The sequence below is a fragment of the Lactobacillus sp. genome (assembly GCF_051893255.1).
In the GTDB taxonomy this organism is placed as follows: Bacteria; Bacillota; Bacilli; order Lactobacillales; family Lactobacillaceae; genus Lactobacillus.
Genome location: NZ_JBJFHB010000075.1, coordinates 31650 through 57133, shown reverse-complemented (window position 1 = coordinate 57133; position 25484 = coordinate 31650). Strand labels below are relative to the sequence as shown.

The window sequence follows — 25484 nt, the reverse complement described above, 5'->3', positions numbered from 1 at the left end:
GTAAATGATCAATTAATGCTTGGCATCAAAATCCTTGATGAAGTCGCACAAGGCCTGAACGCCTTCAAGCGGCATGGCGTTGTAGATACTTGCCCGCATCCCGCCAACCAGGCGGTGGCCCTTGAGATTCAAAAGGTGATGAGCTTCAGCTTCCTTGACAAACTCTGCATCAAGGTCTGGATTGCCGGTCACAAATGGCACGTTCATGATTGACCGGCTGTCTGGATCCACCTTGCTTTCAAAAAGCTTGGTTTCGGCTAAGGTGTGATAGAGCAAGTCCGCCTTTTCCTGGTTGACCTTGGCGATCCCGGCAACGCCGCCTTGCTTTTTCAGCCACTTGAGGGCCAGACCTGCTACGTAAACTTGGAAAACAGGTGGGGTGTTCAAGGCAGACTTTTTAGCCGCTTCGGTCGCAAAGTCGAAGTAGCCAGGCAGATCGTCGTGCTTGACTAGGAGGTCCTTTTTAATAATCAAGACGGTCAAGCCGGCAGGGGCCAGGTTCTTCTGGGCACCGGCGTAGATCAGGTCAAACTTGTTAAAGTCGTAGACCTGTCCCAGGAAGTTTGAGCTCATGTCGGCGACCAGGGGCAGGTCTAGGTCTGGCACCTGGTCGTCTCTATAAGCCGTCCCCATGATGGTGTTGTTGGTCGTAATATGGACGTAGTCGTAATCCTTGTCGTATACAGTTGGAATCTCTGGCACCGCCGTGTAGTTGTTGTCCTTGGCGGTTGCCACGGTGTCAACTTCCATGTTCGGCAGCTTTTGTGCGTCTTCGCCAGCACGCTGAGCCCAGTGACCACTGTCGACCAGGGCGATGCGGCGGTACTTTCTGGCGATGTTCAAAGGAATCGTGGTGAACTGCTGGGTTGCCCCGCCAGTTAAGAAGAGGACGTCATACTTTGCAGGGTCAAGGTTCATGAGCTCCAGCATGTCAGCCTTGGTTTCTTCGTAGAGGTCTTGGTAGAGCTTGGAGCGGTGAGAAATTTCCATCACGCTCATGCCGCTGTTCTTGTAAACAGGCAAGTCTTCTTTAATCTGAGCAATTACTTCTACGGGCAACATGGCTGGACCCGCCGCAAAGTTATAATATGTCATTGGGGTTAAATCCTTTCTGAAAAAAACAACAGGCACTCAAGAGTCGTGAGTGCCTGTTGCCATACAAATGTTATGTTGGAGTTGCTGTTGGCCTCACTGCTGCTGTTAAATGTAAGGCCGTCACAAAATGCAGCCTTCTTAAGATGAAGACTGGGAGGAGGAGAGAACAAATGCATGATTCAACTGTAAACTAATATTCAACATGTTCTTTCGCTCCTTTCGTGTGATTAATTTTATTATAAAGCGCACATTAGAAATGTCAACCCCAATTTAATTTTGGTATAATATTTCTTATCAAAAGATTTTAATGTAAAAAGGAAAGATCAAAATGACTACATTCTTCTTCGTCCGCCACGGGCAAACCGCCGCCAACAAAGCTGGCCTCAAGCAGGGCACCATTAACACGCCCAACACCTATCTAACTGACCTTGGCAAGGAGCAAGCTAGAGAACTAGCCGACCACTTTGACTTCAGCCAGCTGGACCGCCTTTTTGTGTCGCCACTGGTCAGAACCAAGCAAACGGCTGAAATCTTAAATGAAAAAAGCCAGCTGCCGGTAGAAATTGATGACCGGCTGCTTGAAATCTCTTACGGGGATTGGGACGGGCAGGAAAATGCCAAATTAATGGCTGAATATCCGCAATACTTTTCTGATTTAGTCAATGACGTGACTGAGGATTATGTACAAGCTGCGCCCAATGCCGAAAGCTTTGCCCATGTAGAAGCCCGCTGCCGCGACTTTGTGGCAGAAATTTCTAAAAAGTACCCAGAAGGAAAGATTGGCGTTGTAACCCACGGCTTTACAGTGCGGTCTTTTGCCATTAATGCCGTCAAAGGGCAGGGGCAAGAGATCCTGGAGCCAGACAACTGCTCTGTCAGCAAGATTATCGTTGATCCGCTGACTCAGATGCAGCACCTGGTTTACTACAACCGGGCAGCAAAGATGTAATAAAAGAAATAGAGAAACAAATAAATAGAGAAAGAAAAAGCTGACCAAGTGGTCAGCTTTTTTAAACTAGATTTCGTTAACTCCGATACGGTCGGTGTCAACATCGCGCTTTTCAATTTCTTCTTCAGTTTGGCCAACGCCCACGCCCGCGATTGGGATGAAACCTTCTGGCAGGTCCAACTTTTCCACCGTTTCTGGGTGACTAGCCAAAGCCGCCGTTGCCCCGTACAGGTAGCAAGCACCCAAGTCTTGGTTTTCAGCAGCTAAGACCATGTTGTGGGTGATCACGCCGGCACTGGCATAAGCCATCTTGCCATCCTTCTTGCCTGAGACCAGGATAAAGGTTGGCACGCCGTAGAGTGGGTGAGAGTTGAGGTCACCGAACATCATAGCGGCTTCTTGATCGATCTCCTTTAAGACTTTAGGATCGTTAACAATCGTCAAGTGGTAGTTTTCATATTCGCCCATGGCGATTGGGGAGAGCTCTGCCGCCTTGATGATCTTCTTCATTTGTTTTTCAGTAGCCTTTTCACCGGTGTAGGTGCGGACTGACTTGCGGGACTTCAATAATTTGGTAAACTTCATGTTTAACCTCCTATTTTTCTGAAAAAGCACATTCCTATTCTTTTGATAATTTATTCCTTACTTTCCTTTGTGCTAATTATAACGCAAAATCCTGAAAGTGATTTCGAATTTACCCGAATTTGCCAAAAGTAAAAGAAAATTTTAAAAGCTCTTGACTTAAGAGCAAAAAGCCTTTATAGTTAAGGAAACATCTGAAGAACCTTTAAATTTAGTCCCGTGAGGCTGAAAAGGCGACTCAAATTACAGACATAAATTAGAACTTGCTAGCAATAGTCCGGATACTTTTGGGATAAGCCAAGTTCAAAATTACTGCTTTTGAGAGACCATTTTAGACACGGGAGGCTAAGTGTTTAAGTGGTCTTTTTGTTTGAGTTAATTTTGAAAGGAATATCCAAATAATGAACACCGTTACTCAAAATCAAGTTACCGTAAATACTGAAAAGCAAGACAACTTGCTTCGCCTTCCTTACTTTGTCAGCGTTGAACAATTGTCAGCTGACGACGTATTGCACTTACTCCAAAGAGCTCAATACTTCAAAAATGGCGGTCAAGTGCCAACCTTGAGCCGGCCACTGTTTTGCACCAATATGTTCTTTGAAAACTCAACTAGAACTCACACTAGTTTTGAAGTTGCTGAAAGGCGCTTGGGCTTGACGGTAATTCCTTTTGACCCATCCCACTCTTCTGTCAACAAGGGTGAAAACCTCTACGACACTGAATTGACCATGGCCAGCCTGGGCATCGAACTGAGCGTGATCCGCCACCCACAAGACGGCTACTACAACGAAATCATCCACCCACAAGAAGGTCAACACCTTAAGATGGGTCTGGTTAACGCCGGTGACGGTTCTGGTCAACACCCATCTCAATCTATGCTGGACATGATGACCATCTACAACGAATTTGGTCACTTTGACGGCCTCAAGATCATGATCGTTGGTGACTTGACCAACTCCCGGGTTGCCCGCTCCAACATGGAAATCTTGAACACCTTGGGCGCGGAAGTTTACTTCTCAGGCCCAGAATACTGGTACGACGAAGCTGAATTCAGCAAGTACGGCACTTACGTGAAGAACATCGACGACATGATTCCAGAACTCGACGTCTTGATGTTGCTCCGGGTGCAACACGAACGCCACAACGGCGCTGAAGCTAAGACTGAAGAACTTTTTGACGCACATACCTACAACGAAGCTTACGGCTTGAACCAACGCAGATACGACATGCTCAAAGACGATGCCATCATCATGCACCCAGGCCCAATCAACCGCGGCGTTGAATGGGACGGCGAACTGGTCGAAGCACCTAAGTCACGCTACGCAGTGCAAATGGAAAACGGCGTCTTCGTCAGAATGGCCATGATCGAAGCTGTTTTGCGCGGCCGGAAACTGGCAGGTCTTGAATAATGGCAACGATTTTAAAGAACGGACTGGTTTACCAAGATGGTGAACTGGTCAAAGAAGACGTCCTGATTAACGGTGACAAGATTCAAGCACTGGGGACTGATTTGGAAAAAATCGCCCCTGACGCCGAAATTTTTGACCTGGAAGGCAAGCTTGTCGCTCCTGGCTTAGTGGACATTCACGAACACTACAGAGAACCTGGCTTTACCTACAAGGAAACCATCGAAACTGGGTCAAAGGCAGCTGCACGCGGCGGTTTTACCACGGTCTGCACCATGCCTAACCTGAACCCAGTGCCAGATGACGTCGAGACTTTTAAGAAGCAAGTTGAATTAAACGAAGCTAACTCTTGCGTCCATCTTTACCAATACGCAGCTATTACCAAGGATGAAACCAGCGATGAAGTGGTCGACATGGATGCCTTGAAAGACGCTGGCGCCTTTGCCTTCAGCAACGACGGTCACGGCGTCCAAAGTGCAGGCGTCATGTACGAAGCCATGGCTAAGGCTGCTAAGGCAGGCTTAGCCATCTGCGAACACGTCCAAGACGATTCACTCTACCACCACGGCGTGATGAATGCGGGCAAAAAGGCTGACGAGCTTGGCCTGCCTGGCATCTTAGGCGTCAGTGAATCAGCGCAGTTAGCCCGGGACATCATGCTAGCTAAGGCCACTGGCGTGCACTACCACGTTTGCCACGTGTCCACGAAGGAAAGCGTCGAACTGGTGCGCCTGGCCAAGGAATACGGGATCAACGTGACTGCCGAAGCAGCTCCGCACCATGTTCTGCTCAGCGAAGAGGACATTGACGGCAATGATGGCTACTACAAGATGAACCCACCTTTGCGGTCAAAGGAAGACCAATACGCAGTGATCGAAGGTCTGCTGGACGGAACCATTGACTTAGTTGCTACTGACCACGCTCCGCACAGCCGGGAAGAAAAGGCTGGCGACATGAGAAAGGCCGCCTTTGGCATCATCGGCAACGAAACTGCCTTTGCCTGCATGTACACGGCTCTGGTTAAGAACGGGGAAATGGAATTGGCTCAGCTTTTAGACTTGATGAGCTACAACCCTGCTCAGCTCTTTGGCTTGGACGCCGGCGTAATTGCACCGGGCAAGCAGGCTGACCTGGCAGTTCTGGACCTAGACCACCCAGAAGTGATCGAAGAAGCTGATTACCTGTCAAAGGCCGTTAATACGCCATTTACCGGCAACGAAGTTTACGGCATGACGGCCATGACTTTTGTCAGCGGCAAGCTGGTTTACCGGCACAAGTAATATTTACGGTAATTACGGTAATTATCCTAACAACATAACAATTAACTCAGATACTGAAAAAGACGCATCCCTATTCATCAGGGGATGCGTCTTTTTGCCTCTTGGCACTGGCATTGAGGGCTTCTCTTTGGACAGCCTGGTCCACGTGGGTGTAGAGGTCAGTGGCAGTGGTACCTTTTTGCCCCAGTTGCTGAGCCACCATGACCTGGTCCTTAGTTGCCTGGTAGAGCTCAGACGCTACAGTGTGGCGAAGCTTGTGCGGGGTTAGCGGATGGCCAAAGGCGGTGGAATATTTCAGCACCATCTTCTCGATAGCGTTGCTGGTCATCCGTTTGACCTGGTGGTGGTAGTTGGTGAGAAAAAGGGCTTTGTCATTTTCAGATGCATGATAGCGATCTTGGCGGACATCCAGGTAGCTTTTGAGATAGGGCAGCGTCCAGTCCGCGATCGGTACCGAATCCCTCTGCCCGCCCTTGCGGATCACGTCGAGCGTAGCATCTTTTAAGTTGAGATTCTTCAGGTCAACGCTGGCACATTCAGACACCCGGACCCCGGTACCCAGGATCAGGGTAATGATGGCCATATCACGCTCCTTGTTTTGCCGGAAAGAAGCCAGAGCCCTGCCGGGGATCTTTTTAGAATATTCATGGTCCAAAAAGTCGAGGAATTGGTACTTTAGGTCGCCAGTATACATGTGAGCCCGAAGAGAATTAGCCCGGTAGTTGAGGGTTTGGGCGTAGGGGAGAGAGGAGATCTTAAGCATGACGTTGCGCTCAAAATATGGCTGGCCATTCTTGTCTTCTGAGGTGATGGTTAGGAATTTGTAAAGAGAACGCAGGGCATTGATCGACCGGTTGACGGTGGTCGGGGAGTTTAGGCGGCCTTGCGCGTTTTTGGTATGCTCCAGGTAGTCGATATAGAGCATAATTTCGCCGCGGTTTAGTTTTTCTAGGTCAGCTGGTTGAAGGTCAGCATTACTTTTCGCTGTAGTTAAGCCTTCAGCGATCAGCCAGGTAAAAAAGCGGCGGATCTCCGTCAGATACTGGTAGCTGGTCGCCAGGGAGTGGCGGGTGTATAAGTGGTATTCTTTGACAAAGTCGGGCATGCCGTCCAGTTCTTGCTGGATCAGCTTGAGGTAGTGGTTATTGTCCATGGAGGCCTCCTTAACGAACGTCAGTTGCTAAGTCAAGAATAACGAAAAAAACAAACGAATGCAAGTTCGAAATTCAGAATTTTTGAATTCGATTTCAGCTACATTTGGTAAAATAGAGTTGGTAATTAATAACGGTTTTGGATGATATCCAATAAACAGATAGAAGATGGAATAGTTTGAAAAAGAAATTTGTGATTGCGGCGGATTCGTTTAAGGAATGCATGACGGCAAGTGAAGCCTGCCAAGCGATTGCCGCTGGCATTAAAAAAGGCTTCCCTGGTGCAGAAACGGTCCCTGCACCCATGGCTGACGGCGGCGAAGGCACGGTGGTTGCTCTGGTTGCGGCCAAAGGCGGCAGACTGGTTAAGGGTACCGTTATGGGGCCAACTGGTAAGAAGAAGATTGAGGCCCACTTTGGCTTGGTCGATGATGGAAATACCGCGGTGATCGAAACGGCGGAAGCCAGTGGCCTCGCTATCCTGAGTGAAGAAGAAAGAGATCCACTAATTACTTCCAGTTATGGGACCGGAGAGCAAATCAAAGAAGCCATGGACCTAGGCGCCAAGCGGATTATCATTGGTTTGGGCGGCTCCGGCACCAACGATGGCGGGGCTGGGATCTTCCAAGCGCTGGGGGCTAGATTTTTAGACCAAGAAGGTCAAGAATTGCCTTTAGGAGGGGCAGCTTTAGCGAAGCTAGCCAAAATTGATGTGACGTACCTAGATCCCCGGCTAAAAGAGGTTAAGTTTGTTGTTGCTAGCGACGTGACTAACCCATTAACCGGTAAAAATGGCGCCTCAGCTGTCTTTGGGCCACAAAAAGGGGGAAGTCAGGCAGATGTAAAAGTATTGGATAAGGCTTTACATAATTATGCTTATGTAATCAAAAAGGACTTGGATAAAGAGGTTGAAGAGGAGCCAGGTGCGGGAGCCGCTGGCGGGATTGGCGCTGGGCTTTTAGCCTTTACCAACTGTCAGTTTAGAAAAGGTGCTGAGCTGGTTATTGAAGAAAACGGCTTGAAGGACAAGATCGCTGCCGCCGACTACGTCATTACCGGTGAAGGTAAAATCGACTTCCAGACCAAGTTTGGCAAGACGCCATTTGCTGTGGCCCAGGTTGCTAAAGCTGCTGGCAAGCCCGTTTTCGCGATTGGCGGCAGTCTGGGTGACGGGATTGACAGCCTGTATGATGCTGGGTTCACCGCAATTTTTGGCACGATTAGCCAAGCGGTCGATATCAAAGAAGTCCTGGCCCACGGCCGGGAAAATGTGGAGCGGACCAGTGAAAATTTGGCGAGAGTCTTGTATGCTGGGATGCAGTAGATTTTTAAGAGAGAAAGGTGAAGGAAATGGATGAGCGTAGCGACTACTCAGAGAGCGATGCCTTGCTAGATAAAGGGGCAGAGGCATACGGAAATGGCGACTTTGAAAAGGCGAAGCGCTATTATGAGCAAGCAGCTGAATTAGGCAACGACCAAGCCTTGTGCAATTTGGGTTACATCTATGAGTACGGCAGAACCGGTGAGAAGGATCCCGAGCAGGCATTTTACTGCTACTCTGAAGCGGCACTTGGCGGGAATGCTAACGCCTTATATAAGGTCGGGGATGCTTACTACTACGGCGATTTTGTCAAAAAGAATCCGCGGATCGCCTTCAAGTACTACATGATGGCCGGACAGAATCTAGAAGAGGACAAAGATGACGACATCCGGTCGGATATCGACTATCGGCTTGCTAAGTGCTGTACCTATGGAATTGGGGCTAAAAAGGACTTGATGTCAGCTTTGCATTTCATTAATGATGCCGAGGCAGAAGTTTACTTTGACCAGGCCTGTCATAAGCCTGGCTGGCAAAAGTTGAAGTGGAAAATTGAAGATTTACGGAAAGAGATTCTGGAGGAATTGGATGAGCTGTTAGATCATCCAAAGATTAGATACGAATAATTTTATGAGGTAGCATCGCTACCTCTTTTATTTTCTGTATTTACTTAACATGGACCAAATTATGTAATTCATCATCAGTCTAAGTCTTTCCGCTGATTCACCCTTACTGCCGTTGTACTACTATTCCATACCGTGAAGATCTTCCCGAGATTGATTCCCGCTGGTCTAGAGACCCGATTACGGGCAAGGGAAAAATTATCGGGAATATGTCTTATTCTGACTGGGCTAAGCGGACTAATGCAGTAATAAAAGAGTCTAGCACGGTAAACGGCGAAAGGATCGGAACAAATAGGGTTAATATGAGATATATTCGTTCAAAGCCCTTTAAAGATAAGTTCCAAAAGATAAGCAATGACAGAAAGTTGAACGATATTTTATATAGGAAAGCCGTTGCTATGTTAACCCACAGACAAGGAACTGATGGTGAAAATAGCTATATTCTAGATGAAAAGGGGAACACCCTAAACGTGGCTTATAGTAAAGGCGATAGGGTACCTGCGGAAATTACGAAAGAAATAATCACGGAATATAGCCGAGGCACAATAATAGGAATACACAATCACCCCACAAATGTTATGCCAACCGGCTCAGATTACAGTGCTGCTGGTTATAGGGGCTACAAGTTTGGTATCGTTGTTACACACAGTGGAGAAGTTTACAAATATACTCCCCCAAATAGTCCGGTTTCACGCAATTTATTTGATTACACAGTGAAGAAATATTATAATTTAGGTGTATTAAAATCGTATCAAAAAGCTACAGATTATCTTAGAAAGCTGGGTGCAACATGCGAAAAGCTTTAGTAGAGGAATTAGTTCAAAAGGCTCTAAAGGGGTCTGAAGAACCTATCACCGATTGCGCTCATACCGCCTCCGAAATGCTGCCTCCAGGTGTAGAGCCGTTGACGCCAGAAGAGGATGAATACTTTTTTAAAAGACTAGTCGAAGAAACTCGGAAAATGAAAGAATGGCCAGTAAGCGTTGGACCGTAATGGAGGCAGCCATGGCAAATGATGACTATTTTGTAATTTTGTTCAAGTTGCTCACTAAGCTCTATAGTTTGCTTAAGCAAGGCAAAGTAATGACCCAAGCTGGCCTAGACGAGCTTGGTAGTAATTTTAATAAAGAATATTGGAAATATATTTTGTTAAATGCTGCAAAAGAAGGCTACATCACCGGAATTATTCCGGTAAAAACCCTAAATTTGGATAGTTATAAAGTTGCTGAAGCTAAAATCACACCAAAAGGAATTGCATACCTGAACGATAATTCTAGTATGCAGAAAGTAAAAGATTTGTTAGCCAATGCTCCGGGTTGGGCAAGCCTGATCTTGGAACTTTGGCCAAAATAAGCGATTAGCCTAGCTAACCGCTTTTTTATTTGCCCTGAGCACGGCGTAAAAAGGCTCTTTTGTTATGTCCTGATTCGAGATTAATATGTTTTCATACCTTGCGAAAGGCCAAAATTTATCAAAAAAGTTTTTCCCGGAAAACAAGTCATTTGCACCTAGAAACGACAACACTCTTACGCTTTCATTAACCTGTAAAAGCCTTGGTATGACTAAGTCCATACTTATTTACTTGCAATTTTTCAAATAGATTTTTCTAGTGTACACTCAACATGAAACAAGTAGCAAAGGAAAGCAAGGTGAAATTATTGCGTACTAAACTTAGAAAAATCGGCTCGAACGCTAGACACACTTTTACAGGTACTTTTGAAAAAACAGGATGGAAAGACGGGTACCGGGGGAGCGTCTTAACCGTCCTGCTACTAGATATCAAAGATGAACATGGGCAAGTCGTGACTGACCATTTGTGGTTTAACTTTACGCGCGGCTTTGAAGCTGCAAACCCGATGGAGGGGGATGTCCTGCAGTTTGATGCCCGCGTCAGCAAGTACATCAAGGGCTACATGGGCTACCGAGATGATGTTTATGATCACCCAATTGAAGAAGACTACCAACTTTCTAGACCAACTAAGGTGGTCAGCCTCACTCATCCAGATCGGATGCTAGATCTGCCACCTCTTGAGAAGTCCCGAAGCAAAGAGGAGAAAGACACAACTCCAACAGAGAAACAACTCGACTTCATTAAGACAATTGCTGAAGAATTGGAAGAAGAACCACCAGAGATTGAAACTAGGGAAGAGGCATCTAGCTGGATTGATCGCCACATCCGGCTCTTTGACCGGGCCAAGCAGCACGATGCTTACATGGACCGCGTAAATCGAGCAAAAGATAGTTATCTATCTGGAAGAAGCCTAGTCGAGGTTGCTGAAGAAATGGGATTAACAGTCTCAACAATCCGCAAATACAAACGGGAATGGGAAACACCCAAAGTTACCCAAGCACAGTGATGTTAAAGCATGGAGAAAACAGTTATGGAAAAAGATGAATTAAAGGAAATTTTCTTCGATTCCTGGAATGGCTCTGAGAAGCCGACAGATGAAAAGTTAAATCAGATTGTGGACGCATATGTCCGCTTCATTCAAATCGCACAGAAATGGCCGAAGGACAAGATTTTTGACTCACATGGCAATGAAATGATCAAGGCTGAGCAAAACTGCAACCGTGCAGAACATGGCAACGATCAGGATCTTGATTTGCTTGTAAGCGATCAGATTTACCAGGTAAGGGTAAAGGTCGCATTGCGTAAGCGCGACAAGGATTTAGACATTCTGGTTCATGATCCATCCGCCAATGTCCGCAAGAAAGTAGCCGAAGTCGGAAGAGATAAGGATTTGGATATCTTGGTTGGCGATAAAGAGCCGAAGGTTCGAGCTGCCGTTGCAAGGAAAGCCCGCCCGCAAGATTTGGACAAATTGGTTAACGATTCAAACTGTCTGGTTCGCGCCACTGTTGCTACTTATGGGAGAAAACAAGACCGTGAAGCCTTGAAGAATGATAAATACAAGGTGGTTCAAACTGGGATTAAGCAAGGGATGATTAAGCATGGGGAAGTAGAGAAGTAGTTTTGATAAGGTATCACGCCAGTCAAAAATTAGTTGTTCAACTCTGGCCACTGCATTTAAGGAGCCGGTTGAGAACTAGCCAGTGAAAACTGTCAATGCTGTTGCTCAAGCCTCTCATGCCAAGCCATCAGATGTATTGAAGCAGTTACAAGATGATGATTACCAACTTGAAATTGATGTTGATATGATACTCAAACGATTTAAGGAGCATATTTTGAAGATCTAGAAAAGTTTTTGATCATTCGAGAATCTGTTGTTAATAATTACCTTGAAGGATGGCATCCAGCTAGAGATGATATTATATATCTAAGTGAGTCATATGATCGCCCAGATCCCGTAACAAAAGCCCGGTATAACCAGATCTTTGGTGATAATGTGCTAGTGGCTAAATGCTACTGGCACAAAAAAAGACTCAAGCACTTCAAAAGGTACTCTTTTGAGTATCATAAAAAGCCCTCTTGTGGTATACTTAGCATGAGGTGATAAACATGCAAGTACTAAATGTACCAACAACTAATATTAGTGCGCTGAAGAAATCCCCTAAGAAGGTTATTGAAATCGCAAAAAGCACTAAAAATGGCGTTTATATCTTTAATCGAAATGAGCCCGAAGCTGTTGTCCTTGACGTTAAAGACTATGAAACTTTGGTTAATAAAATTAACGTACTAGAGGACAAGTTGTTAGATGCCCAAGTTGAAGCCATTGCGCTTGACCGCATCAACAGACGTAAAGAAGAAAAAAATCCTAAATCTTACTCATTCGAAGATATTTTTGGCGAAAAGTTATCCGATGCAAAGGTAGATGAAAATGACGGATGGGAATAAGAAATATGAACTTAACATTTGGTCAAGCGCCAAAAAAGATCTCCGTGCATTAGACGGCTCCCAGCTCGTATTTGTCAAGAAAGGGCTTGAAAGGATTGCCGTGCAAGGCTTATCCTGCGGTCAGGCTCTCCATGGCTCCTTAGAAGGCTGGCGAAAGTTAAAAAATCGGAAAATGGGTCTTCGCATAGTATTTGGCCAAGATCCAAAAACTGGGCGAATTGATGTTGTTGACGTAATCGCCATCGGCAAGCGTGAAAAAAGTCGTGTCTATCAAGTTGCGCTAGAGAGGATCCAAAATAAACGAAAATCATGATGTAAGCATCCTAATGGGATTTTTCCCAAGCAGGGATGCTTTTTCTTTTGTGCATGGATACGAACACACGTTGTAATTTGAGTTGCAGAAAAGTTAAGAAGCAGTGGTACATTCCCACGTAAGGTAATGATGCTTGTTCACACAATAAGCCGATCAAACTGAACGAAAGAGATACAGCTGGACAGGCAGAATATCACGCTTGAAATATTGCCATCGCTTTTAACGGTTCAAATAAAGGACTCCAATCAATCTACAAGATTGTGTTGTAATAGATGGATAAGTAGCGACAGCAAATATTTTGCAAGCACTAGAATGGTCCTCTCAGCATCCTTCCTCCAAAATTCTCCCATTTCTATCGAATGCGTAAAAATAGGTATTTTTACGCATTCAAATGTTAATAAGCCGTTGAGTAATCTTGGCCACTTTTTTGAATTGAATGCACCTTTATGTTAATATTAATCATATCAGTGCATTCAAATTGCGGAATTTTGGGGGCTAAAATGGGCAAGAAATACAAGAAGACAGAGAGCAGTCATAACATACAGCCACTGCGGAATCCAAAGGACATCAGAGACATGAAGCTTGCCTTGCGTTTTGGCACCGGGAGCGTCATGGGGAAGAACCCAAACGGCTTGCGCAATTCCATGATCTTCATTTTCGGCATCAACACTGGTCTCCGGATATCTGACATCATCAAGGTCAAGGTCAAGGATGTGGAGGACGGCACCTGGTACAACCTGGTAGAAACCAAGACCCACAAGAACCGCCACGTCTACATCGGGAATATCAAGAAGGATCTCTTTGACTACATTGATGCTATGGGCCTCTCGGAAGATGACTGGCTCTTTCCCTCCAGAAAAGGGGACGGACCGATCCAGGGTAAGTCATTTTATAAAGACTTAAAGCGGGCAGCCCGCCAGTGCGAGATTGATCCTGACACCGTTGGTACCCACACCTTGAGAAAAACTTTTGGCTACCACTACATCAAAAATGCGACAACGCCGAATGGTGATCCCGACCCGCGGGCCCTATATAAGCTGCAAAAGATGCTCAATCACTCTAGTCCTTCGATCACCATGAGGTATATTGGACTGGAGGACGACTCGATCGAAGATGACTTGAAGGGCTTCCGGCTTGGATAGACATGCGCTGAGAGAACGATTCTCTTGCGCTTAAAAAGTTTCTTGGTAGATACTTGCCCATTTCATGCAAATAAACATACTTAACATATTTCTGTTAATGTTTAGCAAATTATGATCAAAAGAAAAGAGGAAACAAATTCATGCTTCCTCTTTTAGTATCTAATAATCCAAATCCTCGCTCATTTCCTTTGGCCAGCCGCACCATTGCTTCTTGTCAAGTGAGCGTAGGGGCGCCAGCTCTTCATCGCTCAGCTCAAAGTCAAACAGGTCAATATTGGCCTTAATATGCTCTGGGTTAATTGACCGTGGAATGGTCCAAACCTTTTTTTGCACCAAGAATTTCAGAGCAATTTGGACCGCAGTCTTTCCATGCTCTTGACCAATTTCTTGTAAAACGGGATCGCTAATCATTTCCTTTGGACCACTAGCCAGGGGACTCCATGCTTCATGGATGATTCCTTGCTTGGCTAGCCAGTCATGCTGCTTAACCTGCTGGTTGTAGATGCTGGTTTCAATCTGGTTGACCACTGGCTTGATGGAAGTCTGCTTCATCAAGTCTTCCAGCTGCCGGATGTTAAAGTTAGAAACGCCGATGTTGCGGAGTTTCCCAGCTTTTACTGCTTCTTCCAGAGCTTGATAAGTCCCCACGTCTTCACCAGTTGGCCAGTGGAGGATCATCAGGTCAAAGTAATCAAGTCCAGCCTTGATAAGAGAACCGTCGATGTCTTTCTTGGCTCGTTCATACCCGCCGGCATCTTGTTTGGTGGTGACAAAAATCTCCTCACGGGGGATGCCGCTTTCGCGAACGGCTTGACCAACTTCTGCCTCATTTTCATAATCTTGTGCTGTGTCAACCAAGCGATATCCACAATTTAAGGCGTTTAAGACAGCTTCTTTGGTGTCAGCCGGATCAATCTTGTAGGTCCCAAATCCCAGAACTGGCACCTGGGTGCCGTTATAAAACTCTAAATATTCCATACTAACTTACCTCATTTTTTCTCAGTTTTTTACGCCTTTATTAGATCGTCATCAGTTTTAGTATGTGCCTTTAATAACAATCTGTCAATATAATAAGGCTATGGAATTGCTTATCCTAAGGCTATGGAATCGCATATCATGATTTAGAGTTCAAATCTTGAATTCACTCTTTTTTCAAGCATGCAGCTAACCTTCAGTAAACTTCACAATCCCTTGTCTAATATGTCAAATCTTGCGCTATAATAGGCTTAGAGGAGGTTGGTGGCCATGATCAACAAGATTGGAATGCGTCCTTTGTCGCAACTTTACCTAACTCATTATTCGGCGATAGTAGCCGTGCTGATTCTTTGCTTATTTGGCATGATTATTCTAATCGCAAATAATCACCACTATAGTCGAAAAAGAAAAGTATATGGCGAAGTTAATATTGCTTTGCTAATAATGTATAATATTGCCGACTGGCTTTCAGTTGTCCTAAGTTTTGTTGACGACAGTGATTATCTGCACTTAACGGCTAAAGCGGTAGCTTATATCTTGCCGCCTATCTTTTGTTGCTTTGTCATCCAGCTTTTAGAGCAGTATCAGTGTCCAAAGAGCCTGATTGCAGTGGTCTTTGCTAATACTGTTTTCCAAATTGCCTCAATATTTACCGGCTGGTGTTTTCGTCTAGACAGTCACAACATCCTAAAGCATGGTCCATATCATTATTTCTATACACTTTTCTGGATTGTGAGCTTGATTTATGTCGCAAAAGCCTTGACCTTATATGGTAAAAAAGCATCTCTTAGCAACCAGTTATTCATTGGCTACTTTTTCTTCTTTGTTGCTGCTGGAGTCTTAGTCCAGGACCTCACCGGTGGCTATATCCGCACCGCTAGTCTCACGGTCACCATTGCCTTTATCATCATGATCCAGCGCTGCCAGATCATTGACCTTGAAGCCAGTGATCAGACGATAAACAAGAAGGAAAAGATCATTCTAACTGACCCCTTGACTGGTCTGAAAAGCCGCTATGCCTATGAAACACTGCTCAAAAATGATGCATCCCCATTAAGGGATCGCCAACTCATTGCTTTTTCCATCGACATCAACGGCTTAAAGCACATCAACGATACTTACGGCCATGCGGCGGGCGACATCTTAATCAAATCAGCTGCCAAGATCATTCAAAAGACTTTTACCAGCAGCTCCTGCTACCGGACAGGTGGGGATGAATTTGCAGTCGTAGTTTACGGTAATAAAGATCGCGGACAAGAGCTTTTGCGCGAGTTGAAAAAGACAGAGGAGAGCATGAACCGACAGCTGCAGCTAAAGGTTAGCCTAGCTGCTGGAATGGCTTTTTCCAGAGAACATGCAGAGGGCAACCTGAAAGAGCTGATGATCATGGCCGACCAAAGAATGTACGAGGACAAGGCACGCTACTATCAAGATCCGCGCCATGACCGGAGAAGAAATTAAACGGAGAGAAATCTCCGTTTTTTCTTTTCTTAAATAAGTTTTTAGTTATGCATTTGCAAAAAGATTTGCCGATTCACTATGGTAAAATAGTCAGCGAGGGAGGTCGCAAAGATGTATGCAACTGCCACGATGACACGAATTTCTAATAGCTTTTTAGACTACTATACTTCATTAGATATAATACTAACCTTATTTTTAATTGCGATTTTTATCCTGGTCCTAATCGACCAGCACCATCCCAGGCGCTTTAAGATTTATAGCTACCACGTTCTGGTAAGTCTGTTTTTATATAACCTATTCGACTGGCTTTCGGTCTACCTGATTGATTCTCCGACCAACACCGATCGACTTTTTCACTTCATCAAAGCTTTTGAATATATCTGCGGAGTCGGGATCGGCTATTTCATCGCTCTTTATCTCCGCCCCGGCAAAAAGAATTGGCTGCTGCACGGTTTGTTCGGACTGAATATTATTTATGAGCTAGCTTCGGTTTATACCGGATGGAACCTTTCAATTGGCCCTAATAAGGCAATCAAGCACGGCCCATACCACTTCGTGATTACGCTGATCTGGGTGATTATTCTGATCGTGATCGCAGATTCTTTTAATAAGTTCAGCAAGGGCATCAGTAAGAAGCAAAAGTACTTTACCTACTATATCGGCTGCGTTGTCTACCTAGGCGTTATCTTGCAGGACTTGTCAAATGGCATCATCCATACCTCCTGCATCTCGATCACCATTGGCTACATCATCATTTTGTTGCTCTTCCAAAACAACAGCTTGACTAACAGCGATATCACCATTACCAAGCAAGAGCACATGATCACGACCGATGCCTTAACGGGCCTGCTGAGCCGCTATGCTTACGAGGAAGAGCTGAAGCTTTTTTCAGATTCGATCGTTGACAAGCAAATCGTCGCTTACTCGCTTGATTTGAACGGCTTGAAAAAGGCAAATGACACGGAAGGGCACCAAGAAGGTGATTTGCTGATCCAAGATGCTGCCAAGATCATTCAACAATCTTTTCCGACTAGCAAGTGCTACCGGACCGGCGGGGACGAATACGCAATTGTCGTTTATGGTACAAAGGAACATGGACAAAAGCGGCTGGCTGTTTTAAACAAGAACCTTGAGGCTTTTAATGCCAAGAGCAGCCTGCAAGTCAGCTTTTCCGTTGGCATGGCGCATTCCAGTGAGCTCAAAAGCGGCGGTCTGCGCGAATTAATGGCCCTGGCCGACCAGCGAATGTACCAGGAAAAGCGCAAGTACTACATGGATCCTCGCCATGACCGGCGAAAAAATCGGTAACTTTTTTCACCGAAAAGCTTGCAAAATCCTGAGAAAGAGATTAAGATAATAGCAAGTTCAAAGAAGGACAAATTTTACAAGAAAGGAACGATTGAAAATGACTGCATTGAAGCTTTGGCAAGACTGGCAAGACAAGTGAGGCTACAATCATTTTGGTGTAGGCTCACTGATTTTGATGATCAAGGAGTCTATGCCAGCAATCGTTTCTATTGACTATCGACTGAGCTTGAATAGGCAGCTCAGTCTTTTTTACTCTCAATTAGGCTATTCAGGTTAGACTCCGTATACTTTTTAATTCTATACAAAATAAATACATACATAAATCAAGGAGACTAATCATGACTATGCAAGCAACTGAAAACGACAAGATGTACTACGGCGAATTTGGCGGTCAATATGTGCCAGAAGCAGTTCAACAGGCTCTAAATGAAATCGCAGCTGAATTCGAAAAAGACAAGGATGATCCAGATTTCCAAGCCGAACTTGACATGCTCTTAAGGGACTACTCTGGCAGGGCAACTCCTTTGTACTTTGCAGAATCTCTGACTAAGCGTCTAGGCGGAGCCAAGCTTTACCTGAAGCGAGAGGACTTAAACCACCTGGGGGCACACAAGATCAATAATGCCTTAGGGCAGATTCTACTGGCCAAGCGGATGGGCAAAAAGCGGATCATCGCCGAAACCGGGGCTGGTCAACACGGCGTAGCCACTGCCGCCGCAGCAGCCCGCTTTGGCATGGAGTGCACCATCTACATGGGGGCTAAAGACTGCGCCCGGCAAAAGCTCAACGTCTTTCGCATGCGGATGATGGGCGCTGACGTGGTCCCAGTCACGACTGGCACCCAGGTGCTAGAAGATGCAGTTGGGGCAGCCTTTGCTGATTTAGCCCAAAACCTGGATACGACTTACTACTTGGTGGGTTCAGCGGTAGGGCCTTACCCATACCCGCAAATGGTGGCCTACTTCCAAAGCGTCATCAGCCGGGAGGCACGGCAGCAGTTTTTGACCCAGGTCGGCCGCTTGCCGGATGCCGTCATTGCTTGCGTCGGCGGAGGGTCTAACGCTATTGGGGCTTTTAGTGAATTCATCCCGGACAAGGAAGTCCGACTGATTGGTGCTGAAGGAGCCGGGAAGGGGGCTGACACCCCGGACAATGCGGCAACCTTGACTAACGGCAAAGTGGGGATTAACGACGGGATGAAGAGCTACGTCTTGCAAGACGATGAGGGCATGGTTTTGCCGGCTTACTCTATTTCGGCTGGTCTAGACTACCCCGGCATCGGACCAGTCCACTCCTTTTTGAAAGACTCAGGACGAGCTGAATACTACCCAATTACCGATGACGAAGCCGTTAACGCATTTAAGCTCCTGTCAGAAACGGAAGGGATTATCCCTGCTCTAGAAAGTTCCCACGCCTTGGCCCAAGCCATTAAGATGGTGCCTGAGATGTCACCTGACCAAATCGTGATGGTCAACCTGTCTGGCCGAGGCGACAAGGACGTAAACCAGGTTGCAGCCTACTTAGGCGAAGAAATTTAAGAAAAGGCTGAGTTTTTGCTTAAAAAGTTTCCTAGTCTGCTATACTTAAAGCATTGAGTTTATGAGGTGACAAGATGCCAGGACTAGGAACGTTAATCAACATCGCTGCCATTATTGCGGGCGGCACCATCGGCTACTTTTTTGGCGGCTTTTTAAAAGATCGAGTGCAAGAGGGCTTGATCATGGCCAGCGGCCTGGGCACCATTTTTTTGGGAATCTCAGGGGCAACCGAGAAGCTGCTGGCCATCAAGTCAGGCGAGCTGACCTCTGTGTCTAACATGATGATGATCCTGTCGCTGGTCTTGGGCGTGTTAGTCGGCGAGCTCTTGAACATCGAAGGCTACTTTGAGTCGCTGGGACATTTTTTAAAGGAAAAAACGGGCAATTCTAGCGATCCAGCCTTTACCCAAGCCTTCGTCGACACCTCCTTGGTCGTCTGCATCGGCGCCATGGCCGTAGTGGGGGCGATTAACGACGGGATCTACCATCGACCAGACACCTTGATCGCCAAGTCGGTCCTCGACTTCGTGATTGTCATGGTCATGGCCAGCGCGGAAGGAAAGGGGAGTATCTTCTCCTTTGTCTCAGTCGGCCTCTTGCAAGGAACAATTACGCTTTTGGCAACTCTGATCAAACCGGTCATGACCACTCAGGCCTTGAGCAACCTATCTTTGGTTGGGTCGATCCTGATCTTCTGCGTGGGCTTAAACCTGGTTTTTGGACAAAAGGTACGGGTGGCCAATTTTCTGCCTGCCTTGGTCTTCGCCGTTGCTTTTGCCTTCATTCCGGGCTTTTAGCAAATTTAAACGTAAATACCAGCTTAAAAGCATCCCTCTGGGGATGCTTTTTTATACGCAAAAAATAAATTAGACGCCAATATTCCTATTAGCCTCTTGGAATTACAAGCAGAAGTATAGTTATATTCTAATGATTATATTATTGACAACTGGGGAGTAAGATAATACACTAGCCATATAAGCAAAAGAAGAATGTAGCTATTACATTTATATAATATGGGAGACTAAGATGTTAGGAAAAAAGGAAAAGAAGCTTAACCTAAATGAAATAGAGCGGGTCAAGCAACGCTTCAGTATCCGGAAGTATAGCTTCGGGGTAACATCGGTGTTATTAGGTTTATCTTTTATCTTTGGACCAGCCAGTCCGGTCAAGGCCGACACAACGACCGATACCCAGACGGCTGCGGTTACTGCCAAAGCGAATAAAGATACAGGACAAAGCGAGGCGACGACTGCAGAGACAGCCACGAGTGCGGCCGCAAGCACTGCGACTTCAGAAGCGACTAGCAGCACTACTAGTACTGCTAGTGCAGAAACTTCAGCAGCTTCTTCTGAAGCAAGTTCCCAGGCTTCAACGGAAAAAACTAGTACCGACAGCACCGCGGCTAGTGAAGCAAGCAAAACCACTGACACCAGTGAGGAAAAGAAAACTACTGAATCAACTGCTAGCACGGCAAGCAGCGAAACTAGTGAGGACACTAATAACGTTAACTCAAATGCGATTGTCAGCGCTGCGGCAGTAGCTAGTGCTCCTGCAACTAACACTGAAAGCAATGCTTCAGCAGCTGCATCTGACAACACTAGTGATGGTGCAAGCACGGCGGACTCCACTGCAAGCTGTGAAGCAAAGCAGACTTCTGATGCTTCTACTGCTGACTCATCTGTGAATACGGAAGCAACTACTGAAGTAAAGGCAACTCCAGCCTTGGCTGTAGCCAACACTAGTGCAACGGACAACAATACAAAAGTTGATCAAACTGTCATTCAAGGTGAATCTTTGGTAATGTCTACTGATAAGATTGGGAACCTGGGTAACGAAGATAATCAAATTGTCGTAACTGTTGCAGTTACTGGTAATGCCGGTGATGTATTCACACTCAAAATTCCGACTAACACTACGAGCAAAACTAAGAGCGTACTTTACGGCGTGAACGATGTAACTCCTTTACCAAATGCTGACACTACCACAACCTTGGATAGTGAAAATGGCTACTACATTATTACAGATACTCTTACCTCAAGCAGCAGTATCAACCAAAAAATCACTCTAACTCCATATCGTAACGACGGCTTTGATGGCACAACCACCGATTACATCATTGAATCAGAGAGTATTGGCAACAGAGAGTTTACAATGACTTTAACCGGCCAGGATGAATCTGGAAACGATCTGGGCACTGCAACAGCTACCTTTACGCAGGTGATGAACCCACAAATGACGCCAAGTCTGAACCGTTATCCAGCTACTGAGGATATGTCCGAAATTCTGCCTAATACAGATTATACGTATCAGTTATCTCTGAAAGAAACTACAGGAATAATTTCGGATGCGCAATGGCCAATCCAACGAGTAATAAAATCTATTAATTACGGTACAACCATTACTATCCCAGTACCATCCAGCTTTAAATTAAATGTTGATGCTACGATGGCTAAAAATGCCTTTACAGACCAAACAACCATCACTCAAGCTGGAATTGGCAAAAATATTGTTATTTCAGTACCAAAGGGATCTGGTGAAAGTCAGAGTAATGGAAATGCCCCGTACTACTTGATCGGTCAATATGTGGTCGACGGAACAGTTAAAGAGACTGTTTCGGCTGATAGTCCAATCACTATCGACCAAAATTTGAACGATGAGCAAAGCAAAAAGCTAATCGGAAATGCACAGATCACTTGGGTCGATAAGATTAACTCAGAAGCTCAATTAGGTACTGCCAAGTTGAGTATACGTGGAGCATGGGAAGGATTTACACTAGGTCTTCACGATGTAGCAAATAGACTTTCAAATTTTTATGTTGAGAATGCATCTACTTATGACATAACAGATGCAGCTTTCACTTTCGATATGGCTGATGGCTTTAACGCTACCGGAATTAAAACCTCTGCAATTAAAGGAACTACAAGTTACAACTATGAACTGACATATGCTGATGGGACAACAAGTACAGGTACAGTCGCTGCTGGCGACACGATTAATGCTAATGGTTCTAGTCCAATTAGAAAAGCTGTACTTCGGCCAGATGTCTTTGCTGCTAAGGCAAGAACGGGAAATCAATATTATATGACCTACGCGATGAGAAGCAACCCAGATGATCTCTTCTATATCTTGGGTACTTTGGCAGAAAAATATGACAACGGAACTGCCGTAAAGGTTGGAGATAAGCTCACTAATAGCATGACAGTAACTTCGAGTATGCTGAAAACTGCCACAATTGCATATCCACAGACGATTGTTCCTGATCAACCAACTGGTTTCATAGCCTCTGGCTCTTATATTGGTCGTGCAGGAGAAACCAATAAATATGAGATTGTAAACGGCAGTAACGCAGAATGGGGCACTTACATTATTAAGAAGCCAGTTATCTATTTGAAGTTGCCGCAATATGCAATTTTTAACAGAGCTGCTTCCACTATTGATGGAGATCCTGAGATTACCGTTTTTGCTGTTGATAATGGAGATGCACAAGTTATTAAGCTAGACTATTCAAAGACTGACTATGTCTTTGACACTAGTAAGCAAATTTTTAGAATATCAGTAGATATCAGTGACGATGCTATTCCTGGCTTATACCAAGGTTTGTCTTTCATCACCACTGATTCTCAGATGACTCTTATAAAATTAGCTAAGGATGACAAGCTATACAAGGCAGAATATACCGAAGGAATTGTCAGCGACAAAACCTATATCTCTAATACAACGTCTTTGCGCGTAATGCAATCCAGCGAAGAATTCACGATTGGCGCTACAAGTAAGGGTAACCAAGACGGAATCTTCAAGAACAAGGGCGTGTCTGACACTACTGGCACAGACGACATGACCTTCAAGCTGACGCCAAAGAACACGACTAACCACAGTCTGACCAACGTGCGGATCTACACCAACATCCCAAGCGAAGCTAATGTTGTCTTGACCGGTCCGGTTTCAACTGACAAGGCCAACGTGTGGTACGCAACTAGTGCTGTTGACCTCACTAGCAACACTGAAGAAACCGGCCTGACCTGGCTGACCGCTGACCAGGTTACTGACTGGTCCACGATCAAGAGCATCAAGTTTGGCATGGATACTTTTGACAAGACCACCCAAGCCAACAAGACTTCTTTTGAAATTCCAGTTAAGGACCTGAGCTTGCAAGGCGACGTTGGCAAGACTTTGACTTTGGGCTACAAGACCTACTCAGACGATTTTGTCACTCCGATTAAAAAGGCGGTCGCAACCAGCATCGTGATCACTGGTCCGGTGAGCGAATCTAAGGAGATTAAGAGAACCATCAACGTTCACCTGCCAAGCGGGGAAACGCAAACGACTACGCAAGTAGTAACGGTCACTCGGACTGGCCAGATGGATGAAACCGGCGCGGTAACTTACGGCGACTGGACCACGGGCAGCTGGGACGAATTTACGGCGCCGACTGTGAAGGGCTACACGCCAAGTCAAAGCAGCGTTGAGGCGGCTACCGTTGACTCTACCATGAGCGACGTGACGGTGGACATCACCTACACCGGGGATGCACAAAAGGCTCGCGTTGACTACCTTGACGAAGACAACAGCAATGCGGTAATTCAAAGTTCAGACGAGCTGACTGGGTTGACCAACGAGGCGATCCCTTACTCCACGGCTGATGTAATCAAGGCCCTGCAGGAAAAAGGCTACGTACTGGTAACTGACAACTTCCCAAGCGGTGCTACTTTTGACGATGATGTCGCAGTGGACCAAATCTTCACGGTCATCTTCAAGCATGGTCAAGAAGATACGACTAGAACGCAAAACGTTACCCAAAACGTAACTTACGTGGTGCCAGATGGTTTTGACAAGCCTGCTGACTCAGCTCAGACGTTGACTTTCACCCAAACTGGTAAAAAGGATCTGGTAAATGGCACAGTTACTTGGGATGCGGTTGATGATCAATCATTTGTTGAAGTCGTTTCACCAACGATCGCTGGCTTGACTCCAGATAAAACTGTGGTTGACGCTAGCGACGTCACTCCTGATTTTACCGGTGATAAGACTAGCACCGTAACTGTTACCTACACGGCAGATGCCCAAAAGGCTACAGTTGTTTATGTTGACCAAGACAACAACAATGTAGAAGTTGCAAATTCCGGTGAACTTACTGGTGTATCTAAGGGTACAATCGTTTACAGCACTGCTGACACGATCAAGGCTCTGGAAGAAAAAGGCTACGTACTCGTAACTGACGGATTCCCAACTGACTCAACTTTCGATACGGACTCAGCTCTTGACCAAGTCTTCACGGTTGTTCTCAAGCACGGGCATGAGGCTACGACTAGAACGCAAAACGTTACCCAAAACGTAACTTACGTGGTTCCTGACGGCTTCGACCAACCAGCTGACTCAACTCAAACTTTGAGCTTCACTCAAACTGGTACTAAGGACCTCGTAACTGGCAATATTGTATGGGACAACGTTGATAATCAAAGCTTCAACGCAGTTACTTCACCAACTATTGCTGGTCTGACTCCAGATAAGACTGTGGTTGACGCTAGCGATGTCACTCCAGACTTCACTGGTGATAAGACTAGCACGGTAACTGTAGCTTACACGGCAGATGCACAAAAGGCTACTGTGGTTTACGTTGACCAAGATAACAACAACGCGGAAGTCGCTAACTCCGGTGACTTGACTGGTACTTCTAAGTCCACAATCAATTACAGCACCGTTGACACGATCAAGGCTCTTGAAGAAAAAGGCTACGTACTCGTAACCGATGGCTTCCCAACTGACGCTACTTTTGACACTGATAAGAATATTGACCAAGTATTCATGGTTGTTCTCAAGCATGGTCAAGAGGCTTCTACTAGAACGCAAAACGTAACTCAAACCGTAACTTACGTTGTTCCAGATGGCTTTGACCAACCAACTGACTCGACCCAAACTTTGAGCTTCACTCAAACTGGTAAAAAGGATCTGGTGACTGGCACGGTTACTTGGAATGCAGTTGATGATCAATCATTTGCTGAAGTTGTTTTACCAACGATCGCTGGCTTAACTCCAGATACGACTGAAGTTGCAGCTAGCGACGTCACTCCAGACTTCATGGGTGACAAGACCAGCATCGTAACTGTAACCTACACGGCTGATGCCCAAAAGGCTAAGGTTGTCTTCATTGACCAAGACAACAACAATGCAGAAGTTGCCAACTCCGGCGACCTGACTGGCACTTCCAAGTCAACGATCAACTACAGCACTGCTAATACGATCAAGGCTCTAGAAGAAAAAGGCTACGTTCTCGTAACCGACGGTTTCCCAACCGACGCAGTCTTCGACACTGACTCAACTGTTGATCAGGTCTTCACAGTTGTTCTCAAGCATGGTCAAGAGGCTACTACTAGAACGCAAAACGTAACTCAAACTGTAACCTACGTGGTTCCTGACGGTTTCGACAAGCCAGCCGATTCAACTCAAACTCTGAGCTTTACTCAAACTGGTACTAAGGACCTCGTAACTGGGAACATCGTTTGGGACAACGTTGATAGCCAAAGCTTCACTGCAGTTCAAGTACCAGTTG

22 protein-coding genes are annotated in these 25484 nt (G+C 45.7%); 18 read left to right on the top strand and 4 right to left on the bottom strand.

Annotated elements, in window-relative coordinates; all coding sequences use genetic code 11:
• Positions 1 to 12 precede the first annotated feature (12 nt).
• Positions 13 to 1095: a 3-phosphoserine/phosphohydroxythreonine transaminase gene (gene serC / locus ACI4WN_RS07225; protein WP_439777603.1), complete on the bottom strand. Its 1083-nt coding sequence runs from the start codon at positions 1093 to 1095 to the stop codon at positions 13 to 15.
• A 328-nt stretch (positions 1096 to 1423) separates the two neighbouring features.
• Here serC and ACI4WN_RS07220 point away from each other — a divergent pair, with 328 nt between their 5' ends.
• Positions 1424 to 2044: a histidine phosphatase family protein gene (locus tag ACI4WN_RS07220; RefSeq protein ID WP_439777602.1), complete on the top strand. Its 621-nt coding sequence runs from the start codon at positions 1424 to 1426 to the stop codon at positions 2042 to 2044.
• A gap of 66 nt (positions 2045 to 2110) precedes the next feature.
• On the opposite strand, the gene ACI4WN_RS07215 is transcribed toward ACI4WN_RS07220, so the two are convergent.
• The gene (locus tag ACI4WN_RS07215; RefSeq protein WP_439777601.1) at positions 2111 to 2629 is read right to left on the bottom strand and encodes a nitroreductase family protein; all 519 of its coding nucleotides are present in this window, start codon (positions 2627 to 2629) and stop codon (positions 2111 to 2113) included.
• A gap of 398 nt (positions 2630 to 3027) precedes the next feature.
• Between ACI4WN_RS07215 and ACI4WN_RS07210 the strand changes: the two genes are divergently transcribed.
• Positions 3028 to 4035 (top strand): aspartate carbamoyltransferase catalytic subunit, encoded by a 1008-nt coding sequence (locus ACI4WN_RS07210; RefSeq protein ID WP_439777600.1) that lies wholly within the window; start codon positions 3028 to 3030, stop codon positions 4033 to 4035.
• Complete coding sequence (locus tag ACI4WN_RS07205) at positions 4035 to 5312, top strand: dihydroorotase (protein ID WP_439777599.1); 1278 nt, start codon at positions 4035 to 4037, stop codon at positions 5310 to 5312. Before ACI4WN_RS07210 ends, ACI4WN_RS07205 begins: the two co-directional genes overlap by 1 nt.
• A gap of 70 nt (positions 5313 to 5382) precedes the next feature.
• Here ACI4WN_RS07205 and xerS read toward each other — a convergent pair whose 3' ends face one another.
• Positions 5383 to 6465, bottom strand: coding sequence for a tyrosine recombinase XerS (xerS, locus tag ACI4WN_RS07200; protein WP_439777598.1), 1083 nt, complete (start codon positions 6463 to 6465; stop codon positions 5383 to 5385).
• 176 nt (positions 6466 to 6641) lie between these two features.
• Between xerS and ACI4WN_RS07195 the strand changes: the two genes are divergently transcribed.
• The 10 genes from ACI4WN_RS07195 (at position 6642) to ACI4WN_RS07150 (ending at position 13655) form a co-directional block, all read left to right on the top strand.
• A complete protein-coding gene (locus ACI4WN_RS07195; RefSeq protein WP_439777597.1) occupies positions 6642 to 7787 on the top strand; it encodes a glycerate kinase in 1146 nt (381 codons plus the stop codon).
• Positions 7788 to 7813: 26 nt separating this feature from the next.
• Positions 7814 to 8407, top strand: a complete 594-nt coding sequence (locus ACI4WN_RS07190; RefSeq protein WP_439777596.1) for a tetratricopeptide repeat protein — start codon at positions 7814 to 7816, stop codon at positions 8405 to 8407.
• Between the two features lie 206 nt (positions 8408 to 8613).
• The gene (locus ACI4WN_RS07185; RefSeq protein WP_439777595.1) at positions 8614 to 9210 is read left to right on the top strand and encodes a hypothetical protein; all 597 of its coding nucleotides are present in this window, start codon (positions 8614 to 8616) and stop codon (positions 9208 to 9210) included.
• 199 nt (positions 9211 to 9409) lie between these two features.
• On the top strand, positions 9410 to 9757 hold the full coding sequence (locus ACI4WN_RS07180) for a YjcQ family protein (RefSeq protein ID WP_439777594.1): 348 nt from the start codon (positions 9410 to 9412) through the stop codon (positions 9755 to 9757).
• 269 nt (positions 9758 to 10026) lie between these two features.
• Entirely contained in the window at positions 10027 to 10761 is a 735-nt protein-coding gene (locus ACI4WN_RS07175) for a helix-turn-helix domain-containing protein (RefSeq protein WP_439777593.1), read from the top strand.
• Between the two features lie 24 nt (positions 10762 to 10785).
• Positions 10786 to 11376 carry a hypothetical protein gene (locus tag ACI4WN_RS07170; protein WP_439777592.1) on the top strand — a complete coding sequence of 197 codons (591 nt, stop codon included), beginning with the start codon at positions 10786 to 10788 and terminating at the stop codon, positions 11374 to 11376.
• An 82-nt stretch (positions 11377 to 11458) separates the two neighbouring features.
• A complete protein-coding gene (locus ACI4WN_RS07165) occupies positions 11459 to 11602 on the top strand; it encodes a hypothetical protein (RefSeq protein WP_439777591.1) in 144 nt (47 codons plus the stop codon).
• 262 nt (positions 11603 to 11864) lie between these two features.
• On the top strand, positions 11865 to 12200 hold the full coding sequence (locus ACI4WN_RS07160) for a type II toxin-antitoxin system prevent-host-death family antitoxin (RefSeq protein WP_439777590.1): 336 nt from the start codon (positions 11865 to 11867) through the stop codon (positions 12198 to 12200).
• Positions 12184 to 12513 carry a type II toxin-antitoxin system RelE family toxin gene (locus ACI4WN_RS07155; protein WP_439777589.1) on the top strand — a complete coding sequence of 110 codons (330 nt, stop codon included), beginning with the start codon at positions 12184 to 12186 and terminating at the stop codon, positions 12511 to 12513. Before ACI4WN_RS07160 ends, ACI4WN_RS07155 begins: the two co-directional genes overlap by 17 nt.
• Positions 12514 to 13013: 500 nt before the next feature.
• A complete protein-coding gene (locus tag ACI4WN_RS07150; RefSeq protein ID WP_439777588.1) occupies positions 13014 to 13655 on the top strand; it encodes a tyrosine-type recombinase/integrase in 642 nt (213 codons plus the stop codon).
• Between the two features lie 159 nt (positions 13656 to 13814).
• Here ACI4WN_RS07150 and ACI4WN_RS07145 read toward each other — a convergent pair whose 3' ends face one another.
• Positions 13815 to 14633, bottom strand: coding sequence for an aldo/keto reductase (locus tag ACI4WN_RS07145; RefSeq protein ID WP_439777587.1), 819 nt, complete (start codon positions 14631 to 14633; stop codon positions 13815 to 13817).
• Positions 14634 to 14900: 267 nt separating this feature from the next.
• Here ACI4WN_RS07145 and ACI4WN_RS07140 point away from each other — a divergent pair, with 267 nt between their 5' ends.
• The 5 genes from ACI4WN_RS07140 to ACI4WN_RS07120 form a co-directional block, all read left to right on the top strand.
• Entirely contained in the window at positions 14901 to 16091 is a 1191-nt protein-coding gene (locus ACI4WN_RS07140) for a GGDEF domain-containing protein (protein ID WP_439777586.1), read from the top strand.
• 111 nt (positions 16092 to 16202) lie between these two features.
• Positions 16203 to 17399, top strand: coding sequence for a GGDEF domain-containing protein (locus ACI4WN_RS07135; protein ID WP_439777585.1), 1197 nt, complete (start codon positions 16203 to 16205; stop codon positions 17397 to 17399).
• A gap of 338 nt (positions 17400 to 17737) precedes the next feature.
• Entirely contained in the window at positions 17738 to 18937 is a 1200-nt protein-coding gene (gene trpB / locus ACI4WN_RS07130; protein ID WP_439777584.1) for a tryptophan synthase subunit beta, read from the top strand.
• A gap of 74 nt (positions 18938 to 19011) precedes the next feature.
• Positions 19012 to 19734 (top strand): DUF554 domain-containing protein, encoded by a 723-nt coding sequence (locus tag ACI4WN_RS07125; protein ID WP_439777583.1) that lies wholly within the window; start codon positions 19012 to 19014, stop codon positions 19732 to 19734.
• A 229-nt stretch (positions 19735 to 19963) separates the two neighbouring features.
• Positions 19964 to 25484, top strand: a 5521-nt coding sequence (locus tag ACI4WN_RS07120) for a mucin-binding protein (RefSeq protein ID WP_439777582.1), incomplete at its 3' end; no start/stop codon positions are given.